The sequence below is a fragment of the Arthrobacter sp. fls2-241-R2A-172 genome (assembly GCF_030208885.1).
In the GTDB taxonomy this organism is placed as follows: Bacteria; Actinomycetota; Actinomycetes; order Actinomycetales; family Micrococcaceae; genus Arthrobacter.
This window is the reverse complement of the sequence record NZ_JARVTB010000005.1, coordinates 1-22829: the sequence shown is the minus strand read 5'-3', so window position 1 is coordinate 22829 and position 22829 is coordinate 1. Positions and strand designations below refer to the sequence as shown.

At 63.4% G+C, this 22829-nt stretch carries 21 protein-coding genes and 1 pseudogene; 15 read left to right on the top strand and 7 right to left on the bottom strand.

The genetic code is table 11. The annotated features are described in order from the left end of the window. Nucleotides 1-73 precede the first annotated feature (73 nt). Together QRM57_RS11195 and QRM57_RS11190 are read right to left on the bottom strand one after the other, a co-directional pair. Nucleotides 74-2038, bottom strand: a complete 1965-nt coding sequence (locus tag QRM57_RS11195; protein WP_284986632.1) for an acyl-CoA dehydrogenase family protein — start codon at nt 2036-2038, stop codon at nt 74-76. 62 nt (nt 2039-2100) lie between these two features. Next, complete coding sequence (locus tag QRM57_RS11190; protein ID WP_235520955.1) at nt 2101-2403, bottom strand: hypothetical protein; 303 nt, start codon at nt 2401-2403, stop codon at nt 2101-2103. 314 nt (nt 2404-2717) lie between these two features. Here QRM57_RS11190 and QRM57_RS11185 point away from each other — a divergent pair, with 314 nt between their 5' ends. The 3 genes and pseudogenes from QRM57_RS11185 (at nt 2718) to QRM57_RS11175 (ending at nt 8636) form a co-directional block, all read left to right on the top strand. After that, nucleotides 2718-4175 (top strand): DUF3375 family protein, encoded by a 1458-nt coding sequence (locus tag QRM57_RS11185; protein WP_284986631.1) that lies wholly within the window; start codon nt 2718-2720, stop codon nt 4173-4175. After that, nucleotides 4168-4986: pseudogene (locus tag QRM57_RS11180) on the top strand (DUF4194 domain-containing protein); the annotation flags it as partial. The gene QRM57_RS11185 and the pseudogene QRM57_RS11180, both read left to right, overlap by 8 nt. Before the next feature lie 191 nt (nt 4987-5177). After that, nucleotides 5178-8636 (top strand): ATP-binding protein, encoded by a 3459-nt coding sequence (locus QRM57_RS11175; RefSeq protein WP_284986630.1) that lies wholly within the window; start codon nt 5178-5180, stop codon nt 8634-8636. Nucleotides 8637-8714: 78 nt separating this feature from the next. Here the strand turns inward: QRM57_RS11175 and QRM57_RS11170 are convergent, their stop codons facing one another. Beyond that, on the bottom strand, nt 8715-9215 hold the full coding sequence (locus tag QRM57_RS11170) for an FBP domain-containing protein (protein ID WP_284986629.1): 501 nt from the start codon (nt 9213-9215) through the stop codon (nt 8715-8717). A gap of 499 nt (nt 9216-9714) precedes the next feature. On the opposite strand from QRM57_RS11170, the gene QRM57_RS11165 reads away from it, so the two are divergent. From QRM57_RS11165 to QRM57_RS11135, 7 genes are all read left to right on the top strand, one after another. After that, nucleotides 9715-10785 (top strand): iron-siderophore ABC transporter substrate-binding protein, encoded by a 1071-nt coding sequence (locus QRM57_RS11165; protein ID WP_284986628.1) that lies wholly within the window; start codon nt 9715-9717, stop codon nt 10783-10785. 5 nt (nt 10786-10790) lie between these two features. After that, nucleotides 10791-11906, top strand: coding sequence for a FecCD family ABC transporter permease (locus QRM57_RS11160; RefSeq protein ID WP_284986627.1), 1116 nt, complete (start codon nt 10791-10793; stop codon nt 11904-11906). Then, nucleotides 11903-13006: a FecCD family ABC transporter permease gene (locus tag QRM57_RS11155; RefSeq protein WP_284986625.1), complete on the top strand. Its 1104-nt coding sequence runs from the start codon at nt 11903-11905 to the stop codon at nt 13004-13006. The genes QRM57_RS11160 and QRM57_RS11155 overlap by 4 nt, the downstream gene beginning before the upstream one ends. Nucleotide 13007: 1 nt before the next feature. After that, the gene (locus tag QRM57_RS11150; RefSeq protein ID WP_284986623.1) at nt 13008-13832 is read left to right on the top strand and encodes an ABC transporter ATP-binding protein; all 825 of its coding nucleotides are present in this window, start codon (nt 13008-13010) and stop codon (nt 13830-13832) included. Beyond that, complete coding sequence (locus QRM57_RS11145) at nt 13829-14884, top strand: siderophore-interacting protein (protein WP_284986622.1); 1056 nt, start codon at nt 13829-13831, stop codon at nt 14882-14884. Before QRM57_RS11150 ends, QRM57_RS11145 begins: the two co-directional genes overlap by 4 nt. Nucleotides 14885-15086: 202 nt before the next feature. After that, entirely contained in the window at nt 15087-15908 is an 822-nt protein-coding gene (locus tag QRM57_RS11140) for an SGNH/GDSL hydrolase family protein (RefSeq protein WP_235520936.1), read from the top strand. After that, entirely contained in the window at nt 15905-16729 is an 825-nt protein-coding gene (locus QRM57_RS11135) for an SGNH/GDSL hydrolase family protein (RefSeq protein WP_284986621.1), read from the top strand. Before QRM57_RS11140 ends, QRM57_RS11135 begins: the two co-directional genes overlap by 4 nt. On the opposite strand, the gene QRM57_RS11130 is transcribed toward QRM57_RS11135, so the two are convergent. Further along, nucleotides 16705-16992 carry a YciI family protein gene (locus QRM57_RS11130; protein ID WP_235520931.1) on the bottom strand — a complete coding sequence of 96 codons (288 nt, stop codon included), beginning with the start codon at nt 16990-16992 and terminating at the stop codon, nt 16705-16707. The genes QRM57_RS11135 and QRM57_RS11130 overlap by 25 nt on opposite strands. Before the next feature lie 68 nt (nt 16993-17060). On the opposite strand from QRM57_RS11130, the gene QRM57_RS11125 reads away from it, so the two are divergent. Both QRM57_RS11125 and QRM57_RS11120 read left to right on the top strand, forming a co-directional pair. Continuing rightward, nucleotides 17061-17540: a MarR family winged helix-turn-helix transcriptional regulator gene (locus QRM57_RS11125; RefSeq protein ID WP_235520929.1), complete on the top strand. Its 480-nt coding sequence runs from the start codon at nt 17061-17063 to the stop codon at nt 17538-17540. Nucleotides 17541-17597: 57 nt separating this feature from the next. Continuing rightward, nucleotides 17598-18362 (top strand): SGNH/GDSL hydrolase family protein, encoded by a 765-nt coding sequence (locus QRM57_RS11120; RefSeq protein WP_284986620.1) that lies wholly within the window; start codon nt 17598-17600, stop codon nt 18360-18362. Here QRM57_RS11120 and QRM57_RS11115 read toward each other — a convergent pair. The 3 genes from QRM57_RS11115 to QRM57_RS11105 are packed head-to-tail and all read right to left on the bottom strand — an operon-like array spanning nt 18359 to nt 21097. Next, complete coding sequence (locus QRM57_RS11115) at nt 18359-19165, bottom strand: FAD:protein FMN transferase (RefSeq protein WP_284986619.1); 807 nt, start codon at nt 19163-19165, stop codon at nt 18359-18361. The two genes, QRM57_RS11120 and QRM57_RS11115, sit on opposite strands and share 4 nt — an antisense overlap. Next, nucleotides 19149-19640, bottom strand: coding sequence for an FMN-binding protein (locus tag QRM57_RS11110; RefSeq protein WP_284986618.1), 492 nt, complete (start codon nt 19638-19640; stop codon nt 19149-19151). Before QRM57_RS11110 ends, QRM57_RS11115 begins: the two co-directional genes overlap by 17 nt. Further along, nucleotides 19637-21097 carry a ferredoxin reductase family protein gene (locus QRM57_RS11105; protein ID WP_284986617.1) on the bottom strand — a complete coding sequence of 487 codons (1461 nt, stop codon included), beginning with the start codon at nt 21095-21097 and terminating at the stop codon, nt 19637-19639. Before QRM57_RS11105 ends, QRM57_RS11110 begins: the two co-directional genes overlap by 4 nt. A gap of 395 nt (nt 21098-21492) precedes the next feature. Between QRM57_RS11105 and rpmB the strand changes: the two genes are divergently transcribed. From rpmB to rpsN, 3 genes are read left to right on the top strand one after another with little or no spacing between them, the layout of a single operon-like run. Then, a complete protein-coding gene (gene rpmB / locus QRM57_RS11100; RefSeq protein WP_011776361.1) occupies nt 21493-21729 on the top strand; it encodes a 50S ribosomal protein L28 in 237 nt (78 codons plus the stop codon). Beyond that, entirely contained in the window at nt 21729-21896 is a 168-nt protein-coding gene (gene rpmG, locus QRM57_RS11095; RefSeq protein WP_003798558.1) for a 50S ribosomal protein L33, read from the top strand. The genes rpmB and rpmG overlap by 1 nt, the downstream gene beginning before the upstream one ends. 4 nt (nt 21897-21900) lie before the next feature. Further along, nucleotides 21901-22206, top strand: coding sequence for a 30S ribosomal protein S14 (rpsN, locus tag QRM57_RS11090; protein ID WP_011776360.1), 306 nt, complete (start codon nt 21901-21903; stop codon nt 22204-22206). Nucleotides 22207-22829: the final 623 nt, after the last annotated feature.

Sequence of the window (22829 nt, the reverse complement as noted above, 5' to 3'; positions counted from 1 at the left end):
AAACTCCGCGGCCTCGCGTGTGGTGCTCACGTTGTTCTGCGCACTAACTGGGAGGGAACGCAGCGGGAAGCCCTCACCGATACTTTCGGTGCAGGTTCTCCTTGCTGGAAGCGCCCGGCGCCGCATCCCCAATCCACGGACCGGTGCCCTCCGACTGGTCCAGCACGCCTTCCTCCATCCAGACGTAGTCACCGGCAAGGACTTTGCGGGAAAGATCGTGGTCCCCGTCGTCGGTGTTTCGCCACAACTGATCGAAGTACTCGTCCACGCGGACGCGGGCCTGTTCGCAGAAAGCATCAGCGAGTTCGAACGCGCCGGCACCCTGCGCCGGGTTGGTTCGGAGGATCATCTCAGCCCGTGAACAGCACGCAGCCATCGCAAACAGCTCCGCACCAATATCAACGATCCTGCCCAGGAACGCCTGCTTGAACTCGAGTTTTGCCTGCCACCTGCCCATCCCGTAGAACGTTTGCCGGGCAAGCCGCCGGGAGGACCGCTCCACGAACCGCAAGTGCTTGCCGAGCCGCCCGAACTCCGCGAAGGATCGCGGGTCCATGCCGGCGCCGGCGACCAGCTTGGGCAACCAGCGCGCATAGAAACCGGAGGCTCCGACGGCGGCCCTCGCCTTGTCCTGCAGGCTTGCGTCCGCTGCGGCAAGGTCGCCCGCCGCGGCAAGGTGGGCATCCACGGCTTCGCGGGCGATCAGGAGTTTCATGATCTCGCTGGAACCTTCAAAGATGCGGTTGATGCGGAGGTCCCGGAGGAGTTGTTCGGCGGGTACCGCACGTTCTCCGCGGGCCTCCAGGGACTCAGCGGTTTCGAAGCCCCTGCCGCCCCGGATCTGTACCAGTTCGTCGGCGATCCGGCAGCTTAGTTCGGTGGACCACAGCTTGGCCAGCGCCGCTTCGATGCGGATGTCCTTCAACCCGGCGTCGGCCATCTCTGCGGACAGTTCAAAGACGGCTTCCAACGCAAAGGTGGTAGCCGCGATGAACGCGATCTTCTTGCCTACGGCTTCGTGCTGACCTACCGGGCGGCCCCACTGGGTCCGGGCGTTGGACCATTCACGCGAGATCTTCAGGCTCCACTTCCCTGCGGCGACACAGAGCCCCGGAATGGAAAGCCGGCCCGTGTTCAGGGTGGTCAGGGCGATCTTCAGTCCTTGGCCCTCCCTGCCCAGGCGGTTCGCCGCGGGCACGCGGACCTGATGGAACCGGGTCACACCGTTTTCAATACCGCGCAGGCCCATGAAGACGTTCCTGTTTTCCACCGTGATGCCGGGGGAGTCCATCTCAACAACGAAAGCGGAAATACCGCCCTTGTGCTCCGTCCCATCGGCATCCGTGTGCGCAGGCACCCTGGCCATCACCACCACCAGTTCGGCGATCACGCCGTTGGTGGTCCACAGTTTGACGCCGTCCAGAAGGTAAGAGTCGCCGTCGTCGGCCAGTACGGCAGTGGCGCCCATGCGCGCGGGGTCGCTGCCGACGTCGGGCTCTGTCAGGAGGAACGCCGTGATGGCGCCGGCGGCGCAGCGCGGCAAGTACTCCTTCTTCTGTTCGGGTGTGCCGAATTCCTTGACTGGTTCCGGAACGCCGATGGATTGGTGTGCCGAGATCAGCGCGCCGAGGCTCGGGTGCACGGAACCCAGCAAAGCCAGGGCGCGGCCGTAGTAGACCAGGGACAGTCCCAGGCCGCCGTATTCACGGGGAATCTTCATGCCAAAGACGCCCAAATCGGCGAGCCCGGCCAGGTATTCATCCGGGATCCGGGCGTCCCGCTCGATGACCCGGCCGGACATGGTTTTGGCGAACGCGACCAGACGTTCCATGAACCCCTCGCCCCGTTCCACATCTTCCGCCTTGGACTGCGGCCAGGGGTGGATGAGGCTGAGGTCGAAGCTGCCCAAGTAGAGGCCCTTTGCGAAGCTGGGCCTCTTCCACTCGGTTTCGCGCGCGGCTTCTGCAACGGCGCGCGCTTCTTCAGCGGTGGCGTTGACGCTTGCGGCAGTGAGGCTGTTGTCAGTGGCGGACGTCATGGTTTAACTCCTCTAGCCGGTTGTGCCGGATGGAGCCAGGGTCCGCCTCGGGTGGGAACCCTTCAGCTGTCCCTCAATGCTACCCGCGGGTAGCTCCCTGTGCCAGAGGAGATCTGCGGCTGGAATTCGGCCGGGATTTCCACCTGGCCGGCGTGGTGGACCAGGCTGTCCCACGCAAAGTTGATGCCATGGACAAGGCCTCCCAGCACGCCTTTTACGGTGTACCAGACCATGCCCATTGACCCAATGAGAACGATGGTCGCCATTGCTGCTGCCGCAATGAATGCGGCCAGAAGCACGGCGATCAATAGCGTTCCAAGAACTACGTACGTGCCAGTTTCAAGCGCAGTGACATCGAAATCCATGGTTCCCCCCGGGGCGACGGTGCGTGGGTCGGCGCGGCGTGGCTGCGTCGATGCTCTGACATTAGGGGCGGGCGAGCATTCCGGCCAGTGCAGACCCGCGCCGCGGACGCGTTGATACGGGATCGAAACCATACCAGACGGTAGGTTACGGAATGGTTGCGGCGGCGGTCCCCGCGGGTGCTCGGCGGGGGTCCCTGCTGGCGTCCGACGGCGGTACGTCGGTGCCGTCCGACGCCCCTGCGACGCTCTGCCGTAACCTTGTACGGGGCAGTTTCCGCTGCCAGCCAGGTTTCGCAGCAGCTGAAGGAGAGTAATTGTCCCGTTCAGCCATGTCCTCAGCGGACGCCATCAGTGCAAGGCTCCGCGACCTCGAACTGTTGACCAAGGGCCCGGCATGGGCTCTGACGCGGTCCGCGCCTTGGGTGATCGCAGTGCTTCAGGCGTCCTTCACCCGCACCAGGCCGCAGCTTCCGCTCGAAGAGTTCCATGCCGACGTCGACGCCTTCCTTGAGCAGCTCCGCCGGCAGGACCCGGCGCTGGGCGGCCAGCAGAACGGCAAGCTGTTCGGTGACGAATGGACCCGCAAGCAATTCCTGACCCGTCGCAACCAGTCGGGCCAGATCGTCTACGAAGTAACAGAACCTGCGGCCCGCGTGCTGGCATTCCTGGACAGCCTGTCGAGCGAGCGGTCCACGCTGAATGGTTCGCGGCTGGGCACCCTGTTGGGCGACGTGGAGAAGCTCGCCAACGAGACCAACCCGGATCAGAGCGCCCGACTGGAAGCCCTCGAGGAGGAGATCCAGGAACGCCAGCAACTGGTGGAGGACATCAGTTCAGGCGAGTTCGATGGCTTGCTTGACGACGAGGAAGCCGTGGAAGCTGCCGGCAACATCCTGGACCTCGCCGCCAGCCTGCCCGCGGACTACAAGAAGATGCGTGACCGTATCGAGGAACTGGTGGGCGAACTCCGCAACCAGATCATCGAGGAGTCGTTGAGCAAGGGTGCCACCATGGCCCAGGTCCTGGAGGCCGACAAGCGGCTGCGGCAAAGCCCCGAGGGACGCACTTTCCGCTCTTTCACGGCTTTCCTGGAAGACCCGCAGCAGCAGTTGCGCTTCCGTTCGGCAATCGGCGAAGTGCTGAGCCGGCAGTTCGCGGACGACCTTTCCCCTGAGGATCGCGAAACCCTCAAGAACCTCGTGGCGGAGTTGCGGTATCAGCACAGCCAAATCCAGCGGATCTACGGCAAGCTCTCGGAGAGCCTCAACACGTACATTCAAAGCGACGACGTGCGGCAGTCGGTCAGCTTGCGCAAGGTCCTCGCCGAGGCCGAGCAAGCTATCCGCTCACTGCCCTACGAGCGCGACCGGCCCGGCCTGGTCCGTGGACCTGTCCTGTTCAACGCCGGGTTCGAGTCGCTGGCCATGGTCAAGCTGTTCGACCCCGACGAGTTCGCCACGCCTCCGCGCCTGGCCGATCCCATCGCTTTCAGCGACTCGGACCGGGTTCGCTCGGCCCGCACCGGCAAGGCCAAACCCGCCGTTGTCCGGGCCGCGATGGCAGGATCAGCCACCCTGGCCGAGGCCTGGGAAAACCTTCCCGCCGAGGAACGGCACATCAACACGGTCCGCACCCTGCTCTCCATGGCGCTCCAGGGCGGCGCGGGCTTCGACCGCACCGCCTATGAACACATTGACTTCGAACAAATCGACGGCAGCATCCGCACTGCGTACCTGCCTGTCGTCACGCTGAATGAGGATTCTGATGACTGAGGAAATCACGACGACGGACATCACCGACGCCGGCGAGGTCACCGTGCCGGACGGGGTAACCGAGGAAGTCAGCCATCTTGATCCGTTCCGGGTCACTCCCCGCGACTCTTTCGTTGACGGCGCTGCCCTGTTCCCGGGCGACACCGGGGTGCTCCCGATGAAGGTCCGCCAAGCATTGGTGAAGCTCCTCAAAGGCCCGTACATTGATGGCGGCCGGGAGGAGAAGCTGTGGACCACCCTGCTGGACAACCAGTTGATTCTCCGCAGCCGGCTCTCGGAACTCTTCCTCACCTTGCAGCTGGACCACGACCGCAAAATCGCCGTCCTCCGCCCCGTCGATCCGGAGCTCATCGGAGCCAGCTCCCGCTCCAGCATCCTCCGTCAACAGCGTGCCCTGAGCCGCGTCGAAACGATCGTGCTGTTGAGGCTCCGCCTCCTGCTGGACCGCCATGTCACGGCCCAGACGGACCCGACGATCACCCGCGAGGAGATCTCGGACCTCGTCGCCAATTACACCCCCGCCGGCCAACAGGATGCCCTGCGCGACTCCGACGTGGTCACCCGCACTATCACCAAACTCCTGGCCCGCCAACTGCTCCTGCCCACGCCCTTGGACGACAGTTACACGATCAGCAATGCACTCCCGCTGGCCCTGCCCTTCGAAAACATCGGCGACATCCCGGCCCAAATCGAAGCCCTCGTGGCCGTAGCAGCCGACGAATCAGGCACAGAACCCCTCCTGGACCTGGACTCCGATTCGAATCAACCCGCGCCCGCAGAGGAAGATCTGGACGACGAAGCGGAAGATGACGGGCCCACGAAGGCGAGCACCGCCGTCGAGCGTTCTTCGGCAGAAACCGGCGGTGACACAGAACTGAGCGGCGATGCCGGAGACATGCGGCAGCATGCGTCTAAGCGAGGCACGAGCGAGCATGCAGAGCATGTGTCCGGTACCGCCGCGGACGGTACCCGCGCGGACGCAACTACTGAAGGGCAAGCCAAGTGACTATCGCAAGCATGCTCCCCCTCGGCGAACTCACCAATCCCGGCCAAATGCGCCTGGCCCTGGTTCAGGTGGTCAACTGGGGCACCTTCCATGGCGCCCACACCATGCACGTTGACCGCAAGGGCACCCTCCTGACGGGCAACTCGGGCGTCGGCAAGTCCACGCTGTTCGATGCCATGCTCCGTGTGTTCGATGCCCGCCCCCGCTCCAACGAGGCCGCGGCCCAGCGGTCCGGCGGCGCTGTGGAGGACAAGAGGACCACGTTCACCTACATGCGCGGCAAGGTTGGTGATAAGGCGGTGGGCGATAGCTCGGCCAGTGCCTTCCAGCGGCCGGGTGCCACCTGGTCCGCCGTCGCCCTGACGTTTGATAACGCGGCCGGTACGAAGGTGACGGTGTCGGCGCTGTTTGACCTGCCGAAGAATGGCACTGAATCCAGTGTGGGGCGTTTCTACGTCATCGACAGCAAGCCCCTGGACCTCGAGGCGATCGAGGGGATCGCCCAGAAGCGCTTCACGAAGGGCGCGCTGGAGGGGATTTTCCCGGACGGCCAGGTGTTCGATGTCCATAAGGCGTTTGCGGAGCGTTTCCGCAGGCTCCTGGGCATCAATTCTGACCAGGCGTTGCCGCTGCTTCGGGTGATCCAGGCCGGGAAGGGCCTGGGCGGCAGCGTGAACACGTTCTTCCGCGAGCAGGTTCTTGACGCGCCGGCTACCTTGTCGGCCGCGGACGATGTGGTGGAAGAATTCAGCAACCTGATGTCCATTCGGCAGCGTCTGGAGGACGTCCGCCAGCAGCGCGACCAACTGGCTCCTGTTCCCGGGTTGAACAAGGAGTACGCACAGGCGTTGCTGGACGCGAACCGCCTCCGGGAGCTGGCCGGCGAGGAGTTCGAGGCCTACAAGCAGCAGCTCGCCGTCACAGTGCACGCCAAGACGCTGGCCCGGTTCAAGGAGCTCGCGCAGTCCAAAGCCCAGGAGCTGGCCGCCGAGCGCGCGGTCCGGGATGCCCTTTCCAAGGAACTCCGCGACCTTGAGCTGGACTACAACAACCGCGGCGGCAACGCCATTTCGGCCATAGAGCAGTCGCTGGAGAACGCCAGGGTGGGCTTGAAGCTGCGTGAACAGGTTGAGGAGTCCGCCAGGAAAGCGTTGGCGGACGCCGGCCTGAACCTTGAATGGTCGGCCGAGGGCTGGGATCAGGCGCATGAGCAGGCGGCCGCCCGGTCGGCCGAGTTGAAGGATGATTCGGAGGCCCTGAAGGAGCTCCGTTTCGAAGCTTTCGATGGCCATGCCACGAAGAAGCGCGAGCTGGCGGCCGCCCAGCAGGAATTGTTGTCGTTGCGATCGCGCAAATCGTTGTTGCCGCCGTCGAGCATTGAAAACCGGGCCGCCATCGCAGCTGCGACCGGTGTCCCGGAAGAGCGCATGCCGTTCGGCGGCGAGCTGATCGACCTCTCCGAAGGCCAGGAGCAGTGGCGCCCCGCCGCCGAACGCGCCCTGCGGAACCTGGCCACCACGTTGCTGGTTCCGGGCGAGCATTTTGCCGCAGTAACGCGGTATTTGAACGACAACGCGGTCCGCGGGGCCCTGCGCGCAGTGGACGTGTCCAAGCCCTTGGCAGGCGGCGCCCTGGCTGTGGAGGACGTGTCCGACGGCGACCTCTTGACTAAGTTGAGCATCCTCACCTCTGGTGCCAATGCCGACGCCGGGGAATGGATCCGCGAACGGATCGCCTTGGACTTCGCGTACCCGTGCGTGGAGGACCCGGACGAATTGGCCTCAATGGAGAAGGGCCTGAGCCTGGGCGGCGTAGTCAAACGCAACAGGCACACCGTGGAGAAGGACGACCGGTTCACCAGCCGGCAGGATTACGTCCTCGGATTCGACAACGCTTCGAAGCTCGAACTTGTCGCAGCCCGCGTTGGTGAACTCGAAAACGAGTTGGCCAAAGCAGCCGAGTTGGCCCAAAGCCGCGAAGATTCCCACCAGGGCATGGCCCGGCAGCTCGAAGCGCTGCGCCGGGTTGCTGAAGACGAGCGACCGTGGGAACAGGTTTCCGCGGCAGTGGCAGCCGATGACCTGGCCCGGATCGAACAGCGCCTGGCCGATGCGCTCGCAGCCCAGGCTGACCTTGAACCACTGCGGGCCACCATCGAAGTCGTGCGCGAAAAGCATCAGTCATCGACGGGTGCGGCCGCTGTGCTGCAGAGCGAATACAAGGCGCTCGACCATCAGATGACCACCGCTGACGGCCTGCTCGACGCGGCGAGGCTGAAGCTTGAGCAGGCACCGCCGTCGGGGTCCACCGTGGCCGCCCTGGAGCCGTACTTCGCGGGTGCCGCGGAGGTGTCAGAGCTGCACGAGCTGGACAACCTGGCTAACGCAGTCCGGAACACCTTGCTCGATGAGCTGCGCGGCGCGGAGTCGCGCGCCCAGGCGACGGCCGAGCGGCTGACCCGCATGTTCGAGGCGTTCGTCCGCGACTGGGGGAGTGCCATCAGCGCGGATCATGGCACGTCAATCGGGGCCGCCGGCGACTTCGAATCCCGGTACCACGCGATTGTTAGCGATGGTTTGCCCGCCCAAGAGGCCGAGTTCCGGCGGTTCTTCAACCAGCGCACGCACGAATCGTTCAGCACGCTCCTGCATTTGCTGGATGAGGAACGCCGCAGCATCACCAGCCGCATCCTCCCGCTCAACGGGATCCTCTCCCAGGTGAACTTCCATGAGGGAAGCTACCTGGAACTGGATATCAAGCAGACCCTGCCTCCGACGGCCAAGGTCTTCAAGGACGCCATTCAAAACGCTTTGAAGGCCAAGCACACCCGCCCATCCCGCGGCGCCTCCGCTTCAGCTACGGAGGTGGACGACGACGCCGAGCTCACCGCCCGCTACAAGTCGCTCGAAACCCTGGTTAAGCGGCTCGGTTCGCAGACGCCGGAGGATCGTCGGTGGCGTGCCGAGGTGTTGGATGTCCGCGGGCACTTGTTCATCCAATGCAAGGAACACCGGGAGGTGCCTGCGAAGTCGGGCAAGGCTGGGAAAAAGAAAACCGAAGTCTTCATGCATGCGGATACCGGCTCCATGTCCGGCGGTGAGCGCCAGCGCTTTACGGCGTTCATCATGGCTGCTGCGCTGAGCTACCAGTTGGGCATCGCAGAGCAGGGTTTCACGACCTACGGCACAGTGATGATGGACGAGGCTTTCGTGCTGGCCTCGGAGGAGTTCGCGGGTGCCGGCATCAAGGCCCTTCACGAGTTCGGCTTCCAATTGCTGTTGGCTGCCCCCGAAAACGTGATCGACCTGTCCCGGCACCTTGGCTCCGTCACTGAAATCCTGAGGGACAAGCGGACCAACCGTTCGGGTGTCCTCACGGCGCCCGTCATCGCCGGACCCGGTGAGTCCGGGGCGTGGCGCTCTGAGGCAAACCCTGTGGACATCGTCCTGCGCTAGAAAAGCAACGCGGGGTCACTTATGGCCCTTTGGGAGGCCCTTTATGGGCCAAAAGTGACCCCGCGTTGTTCCAGGGCGCTACTTTGAGTCGCCGCGGACGCGGTCAAGGAACAGCGCCGTGCGGGATTCCAGCCCGGCGATCTGTCGGAGGACGACGGCGGCCGGGTCCGGGTTGATTTCGTTGGCCGGCGGTTCTTTGCGCACATTGGTGCTGCAACCGAACTCAGCGCAAATCAGGGTTCCCACGGTGTTCCCGTCTTTGCCGGATTGCCCGGCTTTCTTGGCGACCCACAGGTAAACGTCGTCTTTGGAGAACACGTCGCGGCACAGTTCGCAGAGGACTACCCGCCTCTTCCCGGAGCCGCCGTCGGGTGCCCGGAGCAGGACGCCTTTGAGCTTCCCCTGGTGCGGCACCACGAGGTAGCCGCGCTGGGGCATCTTCTCGTCACGCCAACCCAGGAACTCGAGGTTGTCCCAGTCGAGGCTGTCAAAGTCGGCGGGAAGGTTGAGTTTTGCAGCCTCGGAACGGCTGGCGTTAATAAAGGACGAACGGACCTGTTGGGCGGTGATTTTATGCATGACAGTGCTTCCTTGGAAATGGTCGACGTCCGCGCACCGTGAATCGGCCGCGGGGTGGCAAGGGACGTCGGTCATCAGCGCGAAGGGCACAGCAAGGGGCGCCCGCTGGAATCCGGGGCGGTCCGTGATGCCTGAATTGCCTAAAAGGATGCCGACGTGTGGGGGAGTGCCAAGCAGGCCAAAATGGCCACCTCGCTGACTGTGGCAGCAGCAACTGATGCAGTGCGCATGCTCAACCCCTCGTCGTTCTTTGGAAGCGGTAGTCCGCTGCCGCTATCCTCCCAAATTCCCGGCGGCGCTGTCCACCCGATGTGAGTGAGGGTTGGTGGGAAGGGGTGGGGATGTGAGTGAGGGTTCGGGGGAAGGGGTGGGGATGTGAGTGAGGGTTCGGTTACTGTGATCTGCGCCTCAATCGGGAATAGGTGACGTAAATGTTTCTTAATTATCCTCAGGCTAGGCTAGCCTTACTTAGGTTCGCATCACTTACCTAAGGAGTCCCGTGGCTTCCCTTCTCCCACGCCGCGCCCTGCTGAAAACCGCAGGTACCGCGACAGCCGCTTTGGCCGCCGTCGCCCTCACCCTCACCGGCTGCTCCACTGGCCCCGCAACGTCCACGCCGGCGAGTGAGCAGGCTCAGTCCGCAGCATTCCCGGTGACCATCAAGAACGTCTTCGGTGAGACCACCATCAAGGAACAGCCCAAGCGCGTAGTCACCGTCTCGTGGGTCAACGACGACGTCGCGATCGCTTTGGGCGTTGTCCCGGTAGGAGTTCCCAAGAACGAGTGGGGCAACAACGACAAGGGCTCCACCCCTTGGAAGGACGCAGCACTCGAGAAGCTCGGCGCCGGTTTCGGCACCGATAAGGCTCCCGTCCAGTTCTCCGAAGCTGACGGCATCAACTTCACCGAGATCGCGAAGCTCAACCCGGACGTTATCCTGGCTGCCTACTCCGGCTTGGAAGAGGCTGACTACAAGAAGCTCAGCGAAATCGCCCCGGTTGTGGCGCAGCCCGAGCTTGCCTACGGCACGCCGTGGCAGGAAAGCACCACCCTGATCGGCAAGGCGCTGGGCAAGGAAGCCGAAGCCAAGAAACTGATCGAGGACACCCAGGCCACCGTTAAGGACAAGGTTTCCAAGTTCCCGCAGATCAAGGACAAGACCTTCATCTACGGCAACCTCGAACCTGCCAAGGGCGACGGCGCCAACGTTTACACGGCCATCGACAACCGTCCCCGGTTCCTCTCGGAAATCGGCATGAAGCTCGCCCCCGTGGTGGAGCAGAACACCAAGAGCAAGACCGAATTCTTCATCCCGTGGTCCGCTGAAAAGGCGAATGAGCTGGCATCCGATGTCTTCGTCACCTGGGTCCCGGACTCCAGCACGGCAGACGCCATCAAGGCGGACCCGTTGCTCGGCCAGATTCCCGCCGTCAAGAAGGGCGCACTGGTTGCCGACTCGGACCAGACCCTGACGCTCGCCATCTCCGCTTCCTCGCCGCTGAGCCTGCCGTGGGCACTGGACACGTTCCTGCCGCAGCTGGGCAGCGCAGCGGACGCAGCAGGCAAGTAACCGCGATGAAATCGAGTACGACGACGGCACTCCAGGTGCGTGGCAACGGCACTTTGGTGTCGGCTGGCCTGGGGGACACTACCTCTGAGGCCGAGGGATCCGGTGCTTCCATCGGTTCCCGCGGCACCACAGCGAAGCGCTCTGCGTGGCTGATGGTGGCCGTCGTCGTACTTGCCGCAGTATGTGCCGCATCCCTGGCGATCGGCGCCCGCGGACTTTCCCTCACCACTGTGTGGGAAGCCCTCACCCACTTCAATCCGGCGGACGGCAACCACGCGGTTGTTATTGCCCGCATTCCCCGGACAGTCCTTGGACTCCTGGCCGGTGCAGCACTCGGCCTGGCCGGTGCAGCGATGCAGGGTGTGGCCCGCAACCCGTTGGCCGATCCCGGCATCCTGGGCCTGAACGCTGGCGCTGCCCTGGCAGTCGTCCTCGGCATCTACGTCTTTGGCATTGGATCACTCTCCGGCTACATCTGGTTCGCCTTCATCGGCGCCGCAGTGGCCGCCGTCGTGGTTTATGCCATTGCGTCCCGTGGCCGCGACGGCGCGACGCCGGTCAAGCTCGCCTTGGCGGGCGCGGCTTTGAGCGCCGGGCTCTTTTCCCTTATGAACGTGATCCTGGTTTCAAGCCAGGACACCTTCGACCGCTTCCGTTTCTGGCAAGTAGGCAGTATTGGTGGCCGTGACTGGTCCGTGCTCCTGCCCGCGCTGCCATTCCTGGCGATTGGTGCTGTCATAATCCTCGCCGGTGGCAGGGTCTTGAACAGCCTGGCGCTCGGTGACGACATCGCCCGGGGCTTGGGGCAAAATGTCGCACTGTCCCGTGGAATAACCGGACTGGGCATTGTCCTGCTGTGTGGATCCGCTACCGCGTTGGCCGGTCCCATTGGATTCCTGGGACTTGTCATTCCCCACGCCGTCCGCTCCCTGACCGGCCCGGACTACCGCTGGATCCTTCCTTTCTCCGTGGTGACCGCCCCTATCCTGCTGATCACGGCCGACATCATAGGCCGCGTCATCCTGCTTCCGGGCGAAGTACCCGCCGGGATCATGACGGCCCTCATCGGAGCCCCCGTCTTCATCTGGCTCATCCGCCGCGGCAAGGGGGCAGGCCTGTGAGCACCCTCCATAAAGCCCCCGCCGAGGTGGCACCTAATGCCAACAAACACCCTCATCTTTTGCCACTTCGGCGCGTGCTGAGCCCTACGTTCTTCCTTGGCCTGGCCCTCGTGGTCATGTTTGCCGTGTACGTGCTCCTGGGCAGCTACACCGTCACCATCCCGGACTTCTTCACGATCGTCATCAACCACTTGACCGGTGGGGAGAAAATCCCCGGCGCCAGCTTCATCGTCATGGAGCACAAACTGCCACGCGCCGTAGTTGGAACCATGATCGGCATCGCGTTCGGCCTTGCCGGGGCGCTGTTCCAAACCATGCTCCGGAACCCGCTGGCAAGCCCGGACATCATCGGCATCAGCTACGGCGCCAGCGCGGCGGCCGTGACGGCGATCGTGATCTTCGGCGCGTCCGGCGCTGTTGTTTCCTGGGCTGCGCTGGGCGGAGCGCTCGGTGTCGCAGCCATCATCTACGCAATCTCCCGAGGCACTGGCTCAGGCGCGGGCGGTGGCAGCCGGGGCAACGCGGCAGGCAACCGCCTCATCCTCGCCGGAGTGGGCATCGCCGCAGCCCTCCACGCGGTGGTCAACTTCCTCATGACCCGCGCAGATATCCGCACGGCCGCCGACGCCCTCATCTGGCTCAACGGCTCCCTGAACTCCTCCACCTGGGACCGTGCCGGAGTTCTTGCAGTCTCGTTGCTGGTCCTGATCCCTGCTGTCATCGCACTGGCTGGCCCGTTGCGGATCCTCGAACTCGGTGATGACGCTGCAGCCGGACTTGGCATCAAGGTCAACGCAACCCGGCTGGGACTGGTGCTGACCGCCGTCGGATTTGCCGCCGTCGCAACTGCCGCGGCTGGCCCGGTAGCGTTCGTCGCGTTCCTCGCCGGACCGATCTCGCGCCGCGTCGTCCGCAAGCCCAGCCTTCCGGCGTCGGCCCTTACCGGTGCGCTGATCGTACTGCTGGCAGATTTCTTCGCTTCCAACATTGCCCCCGTCATCCTCGACGGAACTGTCCTCCCGGTCGGCGTCATCACCGGCGCCCTCGGTGCACCCTTCCTGCTGTGGCTGCTGGTCACGTCGAACCGAAAGGAAGCCTGATATGGCCGTCCTCAATGCCCAGGACCTGACGCTCCAGTACGAGCAACGAAAGGTAGTGGAGGGGCTCTGCACCGAAATCCCCGAAGGAAAGGTGACCATGATCGTGGGCGCCAATGCCTGCGGCAAATCCACGCTCCTTCGCGGACTCTCGCGGCTCCTTAAGCCGGCTGGCGGTGCCGTGACCCTCGATGGCAAGGACATCCACACCCGCCCCGCCCGCGAACTTGCCCGCACGCTGGGCCTGCTGCCGCAGCACCCCACTGCTCCTGACGGCATCACCGTGCGCGACCTGGTGGGCCGTGGGCGCTATCCGCACCAGGGCTTCTTCCGGAGCTGGAGCACAGCGGACGACCTCGCGGTGCAGCGCGCGCTCGAGGCCACGGACACGCTGGAACTTGCTGAGCGGAGCATCGACGAACTGTCCGGTGGGCAGCGGCAGCGCGTCTGGATCGCCATGGCCCTGGCGCAGGAAACCGACGTCCTGTTGCTTGACGAGCCCACTACCTACCTGGACCTTGCACATCAGGTGGAAGTCCTGGACCTGATCACCGATCTCAACAGACGCCGCGGAACCACCGTCGCAATCGTGCTCCATGACCTCAACCTCGCCGCGCGGTACGCAGACCACGTCATCGCCATGAAGGGCGGGTGCATCGTGGCCGAGGGTCCAGCCTCTGCAGTGGTGACCGAGGAACTCGTGTTCAACGTCTTCGGCCTGGAATCCCGAGTGGTTCCGGACCCCATTTCAGGCACACCGCTGATCGTCCCCATCGGACGCCACCACGCACGCCCCGCAGCAACCAAGGAACTGGAGATCGCCTCATGAGTGCACAACCGACACAGGCCGCGGCAAGTGCCGCAGTGGAGCCCATGACCCTCGCCTTCGACGTCACCGTGACGGCAGTGCAGGAATTGAGCCCCAACTTCCGACGCATCACGTTCGGTGGATACTCCCTGCGTGACTTCGGCGTTGCCGGGGACACCCTGGACCTGCGCGTGAAGCTGATGATTCCCTCCTTCGACGCCGCCGGGCAGCAGATTCCGCTGCCTCCCTTCAAGATGGAAGAAGCCGGCTGGTACCGGGAATGGTTGGCCATGGATCCCGCCGTCCGCGGTGACATGCGCACCTATACGGTCCGCTCCGAACGGCTCGACGCCGTGTACCCCGAAATCGACATCGACTTCGTCATGCATTTCGACGACGACGGCCACGGCGGCCCCGCCGCCAACTGGGCCGTTGCCGCGAAGCCGGGTGACGCGATCACCATCATCGGGCCCAACAACCGGGCAGCCCAGTGCACTACAGCCGGGGCCTACGGTGGGATCGAATGGCGTCCGGGCCTTGCCCAACGTGTCCTGCTGGCGGGCGACGAAACCGCGGTGCCGGCCATCAGCGCCATCCTCGAAAGCCTCCCCACCGACATGACCGGCCATGCGTTCTTGGAAGTGCCCTCGGCAGCGGATTTCCAGGACATCTCCACCCCGGCCGACATCGAAATCACGTGGCTGGCCCGGGGCGCTGCCATTGGGCGATCCCGTCCGCACGGCGAGCTCCTCAAGGAAGCCGTGGCCAAAGCAGTTCCTGTGCCCGGCTGGGTAGGCCTCAAGGGCGCCGCTACGGCCGCAGGCCCCGAGCCCGAAGACGTCAATGTGGATCAGGACATCCTCTGGGAAACCCCGCAACGCATGGACGCCGCAGCTATCGAGGCCACCAAGAACCCCACGCTGCCCGCCGGTGCGCTGCCGTTCTACGCCTGGATTGCCGGCGAGGCATTCGTTATCAAGGAGATGCGGCGGTACTTGGTGCGGGATGTGGGTATCGACCGCAAGCAGGTTGCGTTCATGGGGTACTGGCGTCGGGGCAAAGCGGAAGGCTGATCCTCTCCGCTGGGTGGGCGGTTCCGACGCTCAATCACATCCCTCCCACTTCCGGCCGACGCTCTCTCACATCCCTCCCACTTCCGGCCGACGCTCTCTCACATCCCTCCTGCTTCCGGCCGACGCTCTCTCACATCCCTTTTCCCGAGTTCACTTGGGGTTGGCTCGCACTTAACCGCGCGGCGGTAGCGTCGGGCAGGTGGTGGCTGGGGAGAACGTACGACGGCGGTTTGTCGCCTTGGGGGATTCCTTCACCGAAGGCGTGGGGGACCCAAGCAAGGTCCTGCCCAACGGGGTCCGTGGCTGGGCCGACCGGGTGGCCGAAAAGTTGGCCAAGGCCGAGCCGGGCTGGGAGTACGCCAACCTGGCTGTGCGCAGCAAGAGGCTCCGGCACGTCATCGACGAACAGCTTGAGCCGGCGCTTTCCATGGAACCGACGCTGATCACGCTGTATGCCGGCGGTAACGACATCCTGGATTTTGGAACCGACATGGATGCGCTCCTGAATGACTACGAACTGCTCGTCGCGCGGTTGAGCGGAACCGGCGCTACGTTGGTGCTGTTCACTGGCTTCGATGTGAAGGTGTCCGCCGTCCTGGAGCCCTTCAAGAAGCGCAACACCCTTTATAACCAACGCGTCCGCGACATAGCAGCCAGATACGGAGCCGTCCTGGTGGACTATTGGTGCTTCGACGCCTACAAGGATTCACGGATGTGGGCCCCGGATCGGCTCCACATGTCCAAGGCAGGCCACAAGTACCTGGCCGCCCAGGTCCTGGACCACCTCAACGTGCCGCACAAGATCTCGCTCAAGGAGTGGGATCCACCTACCCGCTTGTCTGTGCGCGAGTGGGAACGCCGGCAGCGCCGTTGGGTCAATGACTGGGTGGTGCCTTTGTTCGGACGCAAACTGCGGGGCATCACGCTGGGGGATACCTTGAACCCGCGTTGGCCGCAACCGGTCCAGGTTCCGCGCAAAGGCGGGTTGAAAAAGCTCATGCAGGACCGGGAGGCAAGGCAGTGAAGGAACAGACCAGGTTCGTGGCCCTCGGCGATTCCTTCACCGAGGGTGTTGGCGACATCGACCTTCGGCTGCCGAACAATTGCCGCGGCTGGGCCGACAGGGTGGCCGAGGAACTCGCCAGGGCCGATGACCGGACAAGATACGCCAACCTGGCCATCCGGGGGCGCCGGCTCCAGCGGATCATCGATGAACAGATCGAGCCCGCGCTGGCCATGCGTCCTACGTTGGTCAGCTTCTACGCGGGCGGGAACGATCTATTGATGGCAAGGCTGAACATGGCCCAGCTCATGCGGGACTATGAGCATGCAGTGCGCCGCCTGAAAGCCAGCGGAGCCACGTTGCTGTTGTTCACGGGCTACAACGTCCCTTTGTCCCCGTTGCTTGAACCCCTCAAGGTCCGCACGGCCATCTATAACCGCAACATTCGGCGGATTGCCGCGAAGTATCAGACGCTCCTGGTCGACTACTGGTGCTTCGAAAAGTTTCAGGATCCCCGCATGTGGGCCCCAGATCGCCTGCACTTGGACTCACCCGGACACAGCTACATGGCCAAAAAGGTCCTGGAGGTCCTGGGGGCGCCGCACTCGCTCCAGTCACCGGCGCTCGCCGCTCCCCTTCAGCGGTCCCTGGCCAAGAACATCGTCGACGACGTCACCTGGCTGAAGCGCGACGTCGGACCGTGGTTTTCGCGCCGGCTCCGGGGCGTCTCAAGCGGAGACCACCTGGGTGCCCGTTGGCCGGAACTGATGCCCGTGGTGCTCCCCGAACGGCTTGGTACCGCCAGCGCGCGGGAGGATCAGTTGTCGAGCAGGTTTTCGTAACCCTCCGCGACGCTGGTTGCGGTGAATTCGATGATCTCGAAGTCAGCTACGCCATTGCTGTAGAAGGGGTCCTTGGCCAAGGACGCGTCCAGCGTTGCCCGGTCGACTTTGGACAGCAGCACACCTCCCGTGGCTGGGACGCGACGGCCCGACGCGAGGAAGATCCCGCCGTCGAACGCGTCCTTAAGCCAGGCCATGTGGCCTGGGCGGTGAAAGTCGACAATTTCGTCGGGAACCTTGTAGGTCAATGAGACAACGAACATGCGCACAGCCTATCTGTTGGGCCGTCAGGAAGACCTAAGGAAGCTGCGGATTCTCATAAGATGGGTTCATGACTCAACCCCGCTGGCTCAACGCCGACGAACGCCGTGCCTGGCTGGCGCTGCTCAGCATCAACACCTTGCTCCCTTCGGCGTTGGACACCCAGCTGCAGTCGGCCGGCAAACTCTCCCTTTTCGACTACAACGTGCTGGCCATGCTCTCCGAAACTGAAGGCCGTTACCTTCCCATGAGCGAGCTCGCTGCGCGGACAAGTGCCTCCTTGTCGCGGCTCTCGCATGTGGTCACCAAGTTGCAGAAGCGCGGCTGGGTTGAACGGCAGGCTCACCCCGGCGATGCCCGTGTCACCGTTGCGCACCTGACTGAGGCCGGCATGTCCACCATCGTGTCCCTTGCCCCGGGACACGTGGAATCCGTGCGCACACTGATGCTCGATTCGTTGAGCCCGGAGGACGTCGCGGATCTCGCACGCATCGGTGAGAAGATCGTGGCCCGCCTGGACAACAACCACTGGATCCTTCGGGACTCCTAGGCGGACGAATAACCCCGGGCTTTGTGGCCGCAACAGGTGAAGTGGCAAACTGGCGGCATGGATTTTTCTGCCCGATATGTTGCCCTGGGGGACTCGTTCACGGAGGGTGTCGGAGACGACGACCCCACCCGTCCCAACGGCGTTCGCGGCTGGGCCGACGTGGTGGCCCAGCAGCTCGCCCACAGCAACGCGGGCTTCGGCTACGCCAATCTCGCCATCCGCGGGCGGAAACTCCGCCAGATCATGGCAGAGCAAGTGGATGCCGCCGTCGCCATGAACCCAACCTTGGTGACGCTGTACGCGGGGGCGAACGACATCCTGCGGCCCAAGATCGATATTGATGCGCTCTTGGAGGAATACGACGCCGGGATCGCCAAGTTGAGCGCGACGGGCGCCACGGTGGTCCTCTTCACGGGCTTTGACGCGAAAGGCTCAAAAGTCTTCAGTGCCATGCGCGGGCGTACGGCCATTTACAACGAGCTGGTCCGTGAGATCGCGGAAAACCATGGTGCCCTGCTGGTGGACTACTGGCGATTCGACGAATACGACGATTGGCGTATGTGGGGCGAGGACCGGATGCACATGTCCACCGCAGGCCACGTCAATATGGCAAAGCGGGTGCTGGACGTCCTGGAGCATGAGCACGCGATCGAGGTGCCGGAGCTCGCACCGATAAAGCTGGCCAACAGGGTGGAATCCTTGAAGGCCAATGCCCGCTGGGTCAGGGAATCCGCGGCTCCCTGGGTATCGCGCCGCCTGCGGGGAGTCTCATCAGGGGACGGCTTGAGCCCGAAGTACGCCGAACTGGTCAGGCCGCTCTAAGCGGCTTCCCTGAAACCGGGCGTCGAAAGAAGCGTTCCATCCCGGCGGACCGCCAGCACTTCGACGCCCCAACCCTCCACGGAGCGGTCCAGTGCATTCGTACCACCGGCGACGATGGCCGTCGCAAGGACGTCGGCTGTCACGATGTCCGACGCCGCAACGGACACTTGGGCGAATTCGGGCCTGCTCGAACCAACTGCCCAAATATGTTCCCCGCGTTCGGATGATCCCGACGTAGCCAAGGCGCTCAGGGGACCCAAGGGAAAAGCCCCCAGCAACGCCTGCCGATTCAACGGATCCACGATCCCCGCAAGCCACGGTTCACGGGTGTCCGGAGCTGTGTGGCCGGGATCGGGCGACCCACTCACCAGCACGTCACCGCCGGCGTTGACGCACCAGTCTTGCAACCCAATCGCCCTCAACGACAATGCCGCTTCCCGCATGGCATGTGCTTTCACGATCCCTGACAGGTCCAAACCGCCATCCGGCCGCTCTGCCGTGAAGGCTCCTTCCGTGGCGAGCCGCCACTCGGATGCCTCGGAGTAGAGCTCCTTCATTGTGTCCGAGGCGGAGGCCAGGGCCAGCTCGCCGCGGTTCAAACGGCTCGCCTCCGAGCCTGCCCGGTAAAGGCTGAACGTCAGGTCCAGTTGCGTGAAAATGCCTTCAACCACCTCGACGGCGGATTCAACCTCATCGACAGCGGTCTCAGCAGGCGCTGTGCTTGCCACCGTCAGGCTCACCACGGTGCCCATGCTGGGGAACGTACGGGCCCGGAGCCGTTGCGGCTTAGAAGTTCGCTGCATCGAGGGCCGCCTGGAGGGAAGTGAGGTAAGCATCGCTGGTAACAGTCGCGCCTCCGACGGTTTGGACGTTGGCGGACTGGGCCTGCAGGACTTCGGACCTCAGGATGGGAGCTGCCCGGCTGCTGATCTGCGCGGATTTCCGTTCCGCATCCGTGAGCTGGAGTGGCGTGACCTCGGTGATCTTGCCGTCCTGGATGGTGACCCGGACCTGGACTGTACCGAAGCGGGTCTGGACCTGAGTGCCGTCGTAAGTGGCCGCCGTCGTACTTCCTGCACTGCCGCTGCCGCTGCTGGTTCCGGACTTGCCGGTTGTCCCACTGGTTCCAGTACTTCCGGAATTTCCGCTGCTGGCCGTGCTGCTCAGGCTGGTTGTGGTCGCTGTGCCGGTCTCGGCGATATGGGCCCCTGACTGCCAGCCGGCCAGGAGGACGCCTGCCGATGCCACTGCGGTTGCGAGGGCTGCTCGAATTCTCACCAGTCGAACCTTTCGTAGTGGAGTTGTTCCGTGGGGACACCTGCGAGCTCGACGTCCCGGATAACCGACGCTGCCCAAGGGGCGGGGCCGCAAACATAGACGTCGGCATCAGTGATGTTCTGAACGTAGGAGGGGAGTCCGAAGCCGGCCCGAACCGCGTCCTGCGGTAGCCACGGGTGATCGCCCTGGGACCGCGGCCCCGTCAGGTGGAAGAGGGTGGCGCCCCGGGTTTGACACAGGGCCATGATTTCCCGGTCGAGGAAGAGTTCGGTTTCGTCGTGGCCGCGGAGCAGCACAGTTGCGTCGCCGGGCTGGAATGGCGTTGATTCAAGCAACGAGCGCAGGGGAGTAATTCCAATTCCGGCGCCGATCATCACCACCTTGTTGCGGGTCCTGGCGGCCGTGCTGAACATGCCGTAGGGTCCCTCGATGGCCACTCTGGTGCCGGGTTTGATGTGCTCCAGTTTGGCTGTGCCTTTGCCAAGGGCGCGGACGGTGATGCGGAGTTTCCCGGGCTGGTTGCCTTGTCCGGTAAAGGGCTCTGCGGACAGGCTGAACGGATGCGGTTGCCACCATTGGCCTGGCGCCAGGAAGCGCCAGAAGAAGAACCGGCCGCCGGAACCGGCCAGCTGCGCAAGGTTGCGACCTGTCATTTCGATGCTGAAGACGCCCGGGGAAACCCGGACCACCCTGCTCACGGTGATTTGATGCCTGAATGTAGCCGCGATGGGCTGCCAGATCCGGAACCAGAGCAGGGCCGTGCCGGTACCCACGCAAAGCACCAGCCAGTACCAGCGCTGCCAGGTGCCCTCCGCAAACAGCCCGCCCACGCTGAACTGGTGCGGGATGGCAGTCCCCACCGCCGCGTAGGTGAGCAGGTGTATTGCGTACCAAAATTCGTAGGGGAACTTGCGGCGGACAGCCACCAAGGACGTCACCACCACGGCAATGAACAGCGCCGTTGAGACGAAAGCAAGCCACATGTCCGGAACATTCACCCACAGCGAGACCGACTCACTGACAGGATCCAGTCCCTCCGCAGCGCCGTACCCGACAGCCAGCAGCACACCGTGGGCAAGCAGGAGATAAAGCGCCGGCTTGCCCAAGGTCTTGTGGACCTCCACGGCACGGTCGTGTCCGATGGTGTTGTCAATGAACGGAATCCTGGCGGCCAGCAGCAACATCAGCAGGACGATATCCATGCCAATCAATCCGGCAACGATCCCGAGCGCCGTCATCGTTCCCGCGAAGCTCGAGAAACCGTTCGCCCCGCCGTCGGCCAGCCACAGGGCCACCGACGCTGCACCCGACAACCACGCGAGGCCTCCCAGAAAGTCGGTCCGGGCCAGCCGCCGTCGTGCCTGCGAATGGAAACGTTCGACGGCGGTGGGCCGCTTCCCTTTGGCCCCTTCCGGAGCGCTTTTCACCGGTGAGCCGGAGGTAAGTAGCGAGGTCATGAATCAAGACTCGCCATGATTCCTTTCATTCTGCTGTGAAAGGGCTGGCGAGGGCTTATGATTCCTGATTGGTCTTAATTTGGCCTGACCCGTAGAATAATTAGGCGCTAGGTAGTGCGGATCGTGTGCAATTGCTCCGGTTGGTGGTGAGTGTCAGTCTGACTGACCTCCCGGTGGCCGGTAGTTAGGGGCTCAAGTTGCGTGCATTCCTGTATTCGCCCGGTATCCCAGGTTCCGATTCAGTGGTTTCCACTGCTCTGTCCTGAGGCCAACCTTCTTCGCCGCAGTTGCTGCGGAAACTACCGAAATGGTTTGGACCGGATGCGGACACTGCCTGTCGCACGGTAACGCAGGAACATCTGCACGCCGTTACATTCAATCTTTGGAGGAGAGTCATGGCAGCACACTGCCAAGTGACCGGAGCCGAGCCGGGCTTTGGACACAGCATTTCGCACTCGCACCGTCGCAACAAGCGTCGGTTCGACCCGAACATTCAGAAGAAGCGCTACTGGGTTCCGTCCCTGCGCCGTAATGTCACGCTGACCCTGTCAGCCCGTGGCATCAAGACCATCGACGTACGCGGCATCGACTCAGTCGTTGCTGACATCCTGGCACGAGGAGTAAAGCTCTAATGGCAAAGGACAAGGACGTACGTCCGATCATCAAGCTGAAGTCCACTGCGGGCACCGGTTACACCTACGTAACCCGCAAGAACCGTCGTAACGACCCTGACCGCCTGGTCTTGAAGAAGTACGACCCCAAGATCCGCCAGCACGTCGAATTCCGAGAGGAGCGCTAAACACATGGCAAAGAAGTCCAAGATTGCTCGCAACGAGCAGCGCAAGGTCATTGTTGAGCGTTACGCTGCCAAGCGTCTCGAACTGAAGAAGACCCTGGTTGACCCCAACGCGACTGACGAAGCACGCGAAGCTGCACGCCTCGGCCTGCAGAAGCTGCCCCGCAACGCCTCCCCGATCCGTCTGCGTAACCGCGACCAGATCGACGGCCGTCCCCGCGGTACGCTCCAGAAGTTCGGTATCTCCCGTGTTCGCTTCCGCGACATGGCTCACCGTGGTGAGCTCCCGGGCATCACCAAGTCTTCCTGGTAATCACGAAGTCCTGAAAAGGCCGGCAACCGTTATGGTTGCCGGCCTTTTTTGTGTTTGGGCCCCGTGGCTTTCTGACGCTCTTTCATGTTCCGCCTGTTTCAGGCGGACGCTCTTTCATGTTCGGCTGGTTGGGGGTGTTCGACGGCGGTGGGTTGGGGTTGGGTGTTTGGCGTTGGGTGGTGGGGTGGGTGGGTGTTGTGACGGGGTTCACGCCTGCGGTTTTGTGGTTGTTTTTGGTGGTTGGGGGGTGGTTTGGGGGGTTTTGGCCTGTGTTTGTAAGGGTTTGTTGTGGTGGTGGGGGTGATTTGTGTGGGGGCGTGTGGGCGTGTAATGTCTTCTGAGTCGCCGCGAGTGAGACAGCCTGGTGCTGGACGCCGCGGAGGCCGAACCCCTTGATGACAGCCTGAAAAATGGTTCGCTTTTTAGCGTTCCTGTGTAGGGTGGGGCCGGTTGATTGGTTCGGGAATCACGGAAACGTTGATTTGCGAAGTGCTGGTTGATCGGGTAAGTTTGAAAAGTTGCTCCGGAGCGATCCTGGACCCCTTGTGGGGTGTGGGTGGTGCCGGTAAGTGTCTGTTGTTTGAGAACTCAATAGTGTGCCAAGTTTGTTGATACCGATTGTT

What these genes read in the sequence shown, in the direction of transcription:
- QRM57_RS11195 (WP_284986632.1), bottom strand. Translation starts at nt 2,038, where the DNA reads ATGACGTCCGCCACTGACAACAGCCTCACTGCCGCAAGCGTCAACGCC.
- QRM57_RS11190 (WP_235520955.1), bottom strand. Translation starts at nt 2,403, where the DNA reads ATGGATTTCGATGTCACTGCGCTTGAAACTGGCACGTACGTAGTTCTT.
- QRM57_RS11170 (WP_284986629.1), bottom strand. Translation starts at nt 9,215, where the DNA reads ATGCATAAAATCACCGCCCAACAGGTCCGTTCGTCCTTTATTAACGCC.
- QRM57_RS11160 (WP_284986627.1), top strand. Translation starts at nt 10,791, where the DNA reads ATGAAATCGAGTACGACGACGGCACTCCAGGTGCGTGGCAACGGCACT.
- QRM57_RS11150 (WP_284986623.1), top strand. Translation starts at nt 13,008, where the DNA reads ATGGCCGTCCTCAATGCCCAGGACCTGACGCTCCAGTACGAGCAACGA.
- QRM57_RS11145 (WP_284986622.1), top strand. Translation starts at nt 13,829, where the DNA reads ATGAGTGCACAACCGACACAGGCCGCGGCAAGTGCCGCAGTGGAGCCC.
- QRM57_RS11130 (WP_235520931.1), bottom strand. Translation starts at nt 16,992, where the DNA reads ATGTTCGTTGTCTCATTGACCTACAAGGTTCCCGACGAAATTGTCGAC.
- QRM57_RS11125 (WP_235520929.1), top strand. Translation starts at nt 17,061, where the DNA reads ATGACTCAACCCCGCTGGCTCAACGCCGACGAACGCCGTGCCTGGCTG.
- QRM57_RS11120 (WP_284986620.1), top strand. Translation starts at nt 17,598, where the DNA reads ATGGATTTTTCTGCCCGATATGTTGCCCTGGGGGACTCGTTCACGGAG.
- QRM57_RS11115 (WP_284986619.1), bottom strand. Translation starts at nt 19,165, where the DNA reads ATGCAGCGAACTTCTAAGCCGCAACGGCTCCGGGCCCGTACGTTCCCC.
- QRM57_RS11105 (WP_284986617.1), bottom strand. Translation starts at nt 21,097, where the DNA reads ATGACCTCGCTACTTACCTCCGGCTCACCGGTGAAAAGCGCTCCGGAA.
- rpmB (WP_011776361.1), top strand. Translation starts at nt 21,493, where the DNA reads ATGGCAGCACACTGCCAAGTGACCGGAGCCGAGCCGGGCTTTGGACAC.
- rpmG (WP_003798558.1), top strand. Translation starts at nt 21,729, where the DNA reads ATGGCAAAGGACAAGGACGTACGTCCGATCATCAAGCTGAAGTCCACT.
- rpsN (WP_011776360.1), top strand. Translation starts at nt 21,901, where the DNA reads ATGGCAAAGAAGTCCAAGATTGCTCGCAACGAGCAGCGCAAGGTCATT.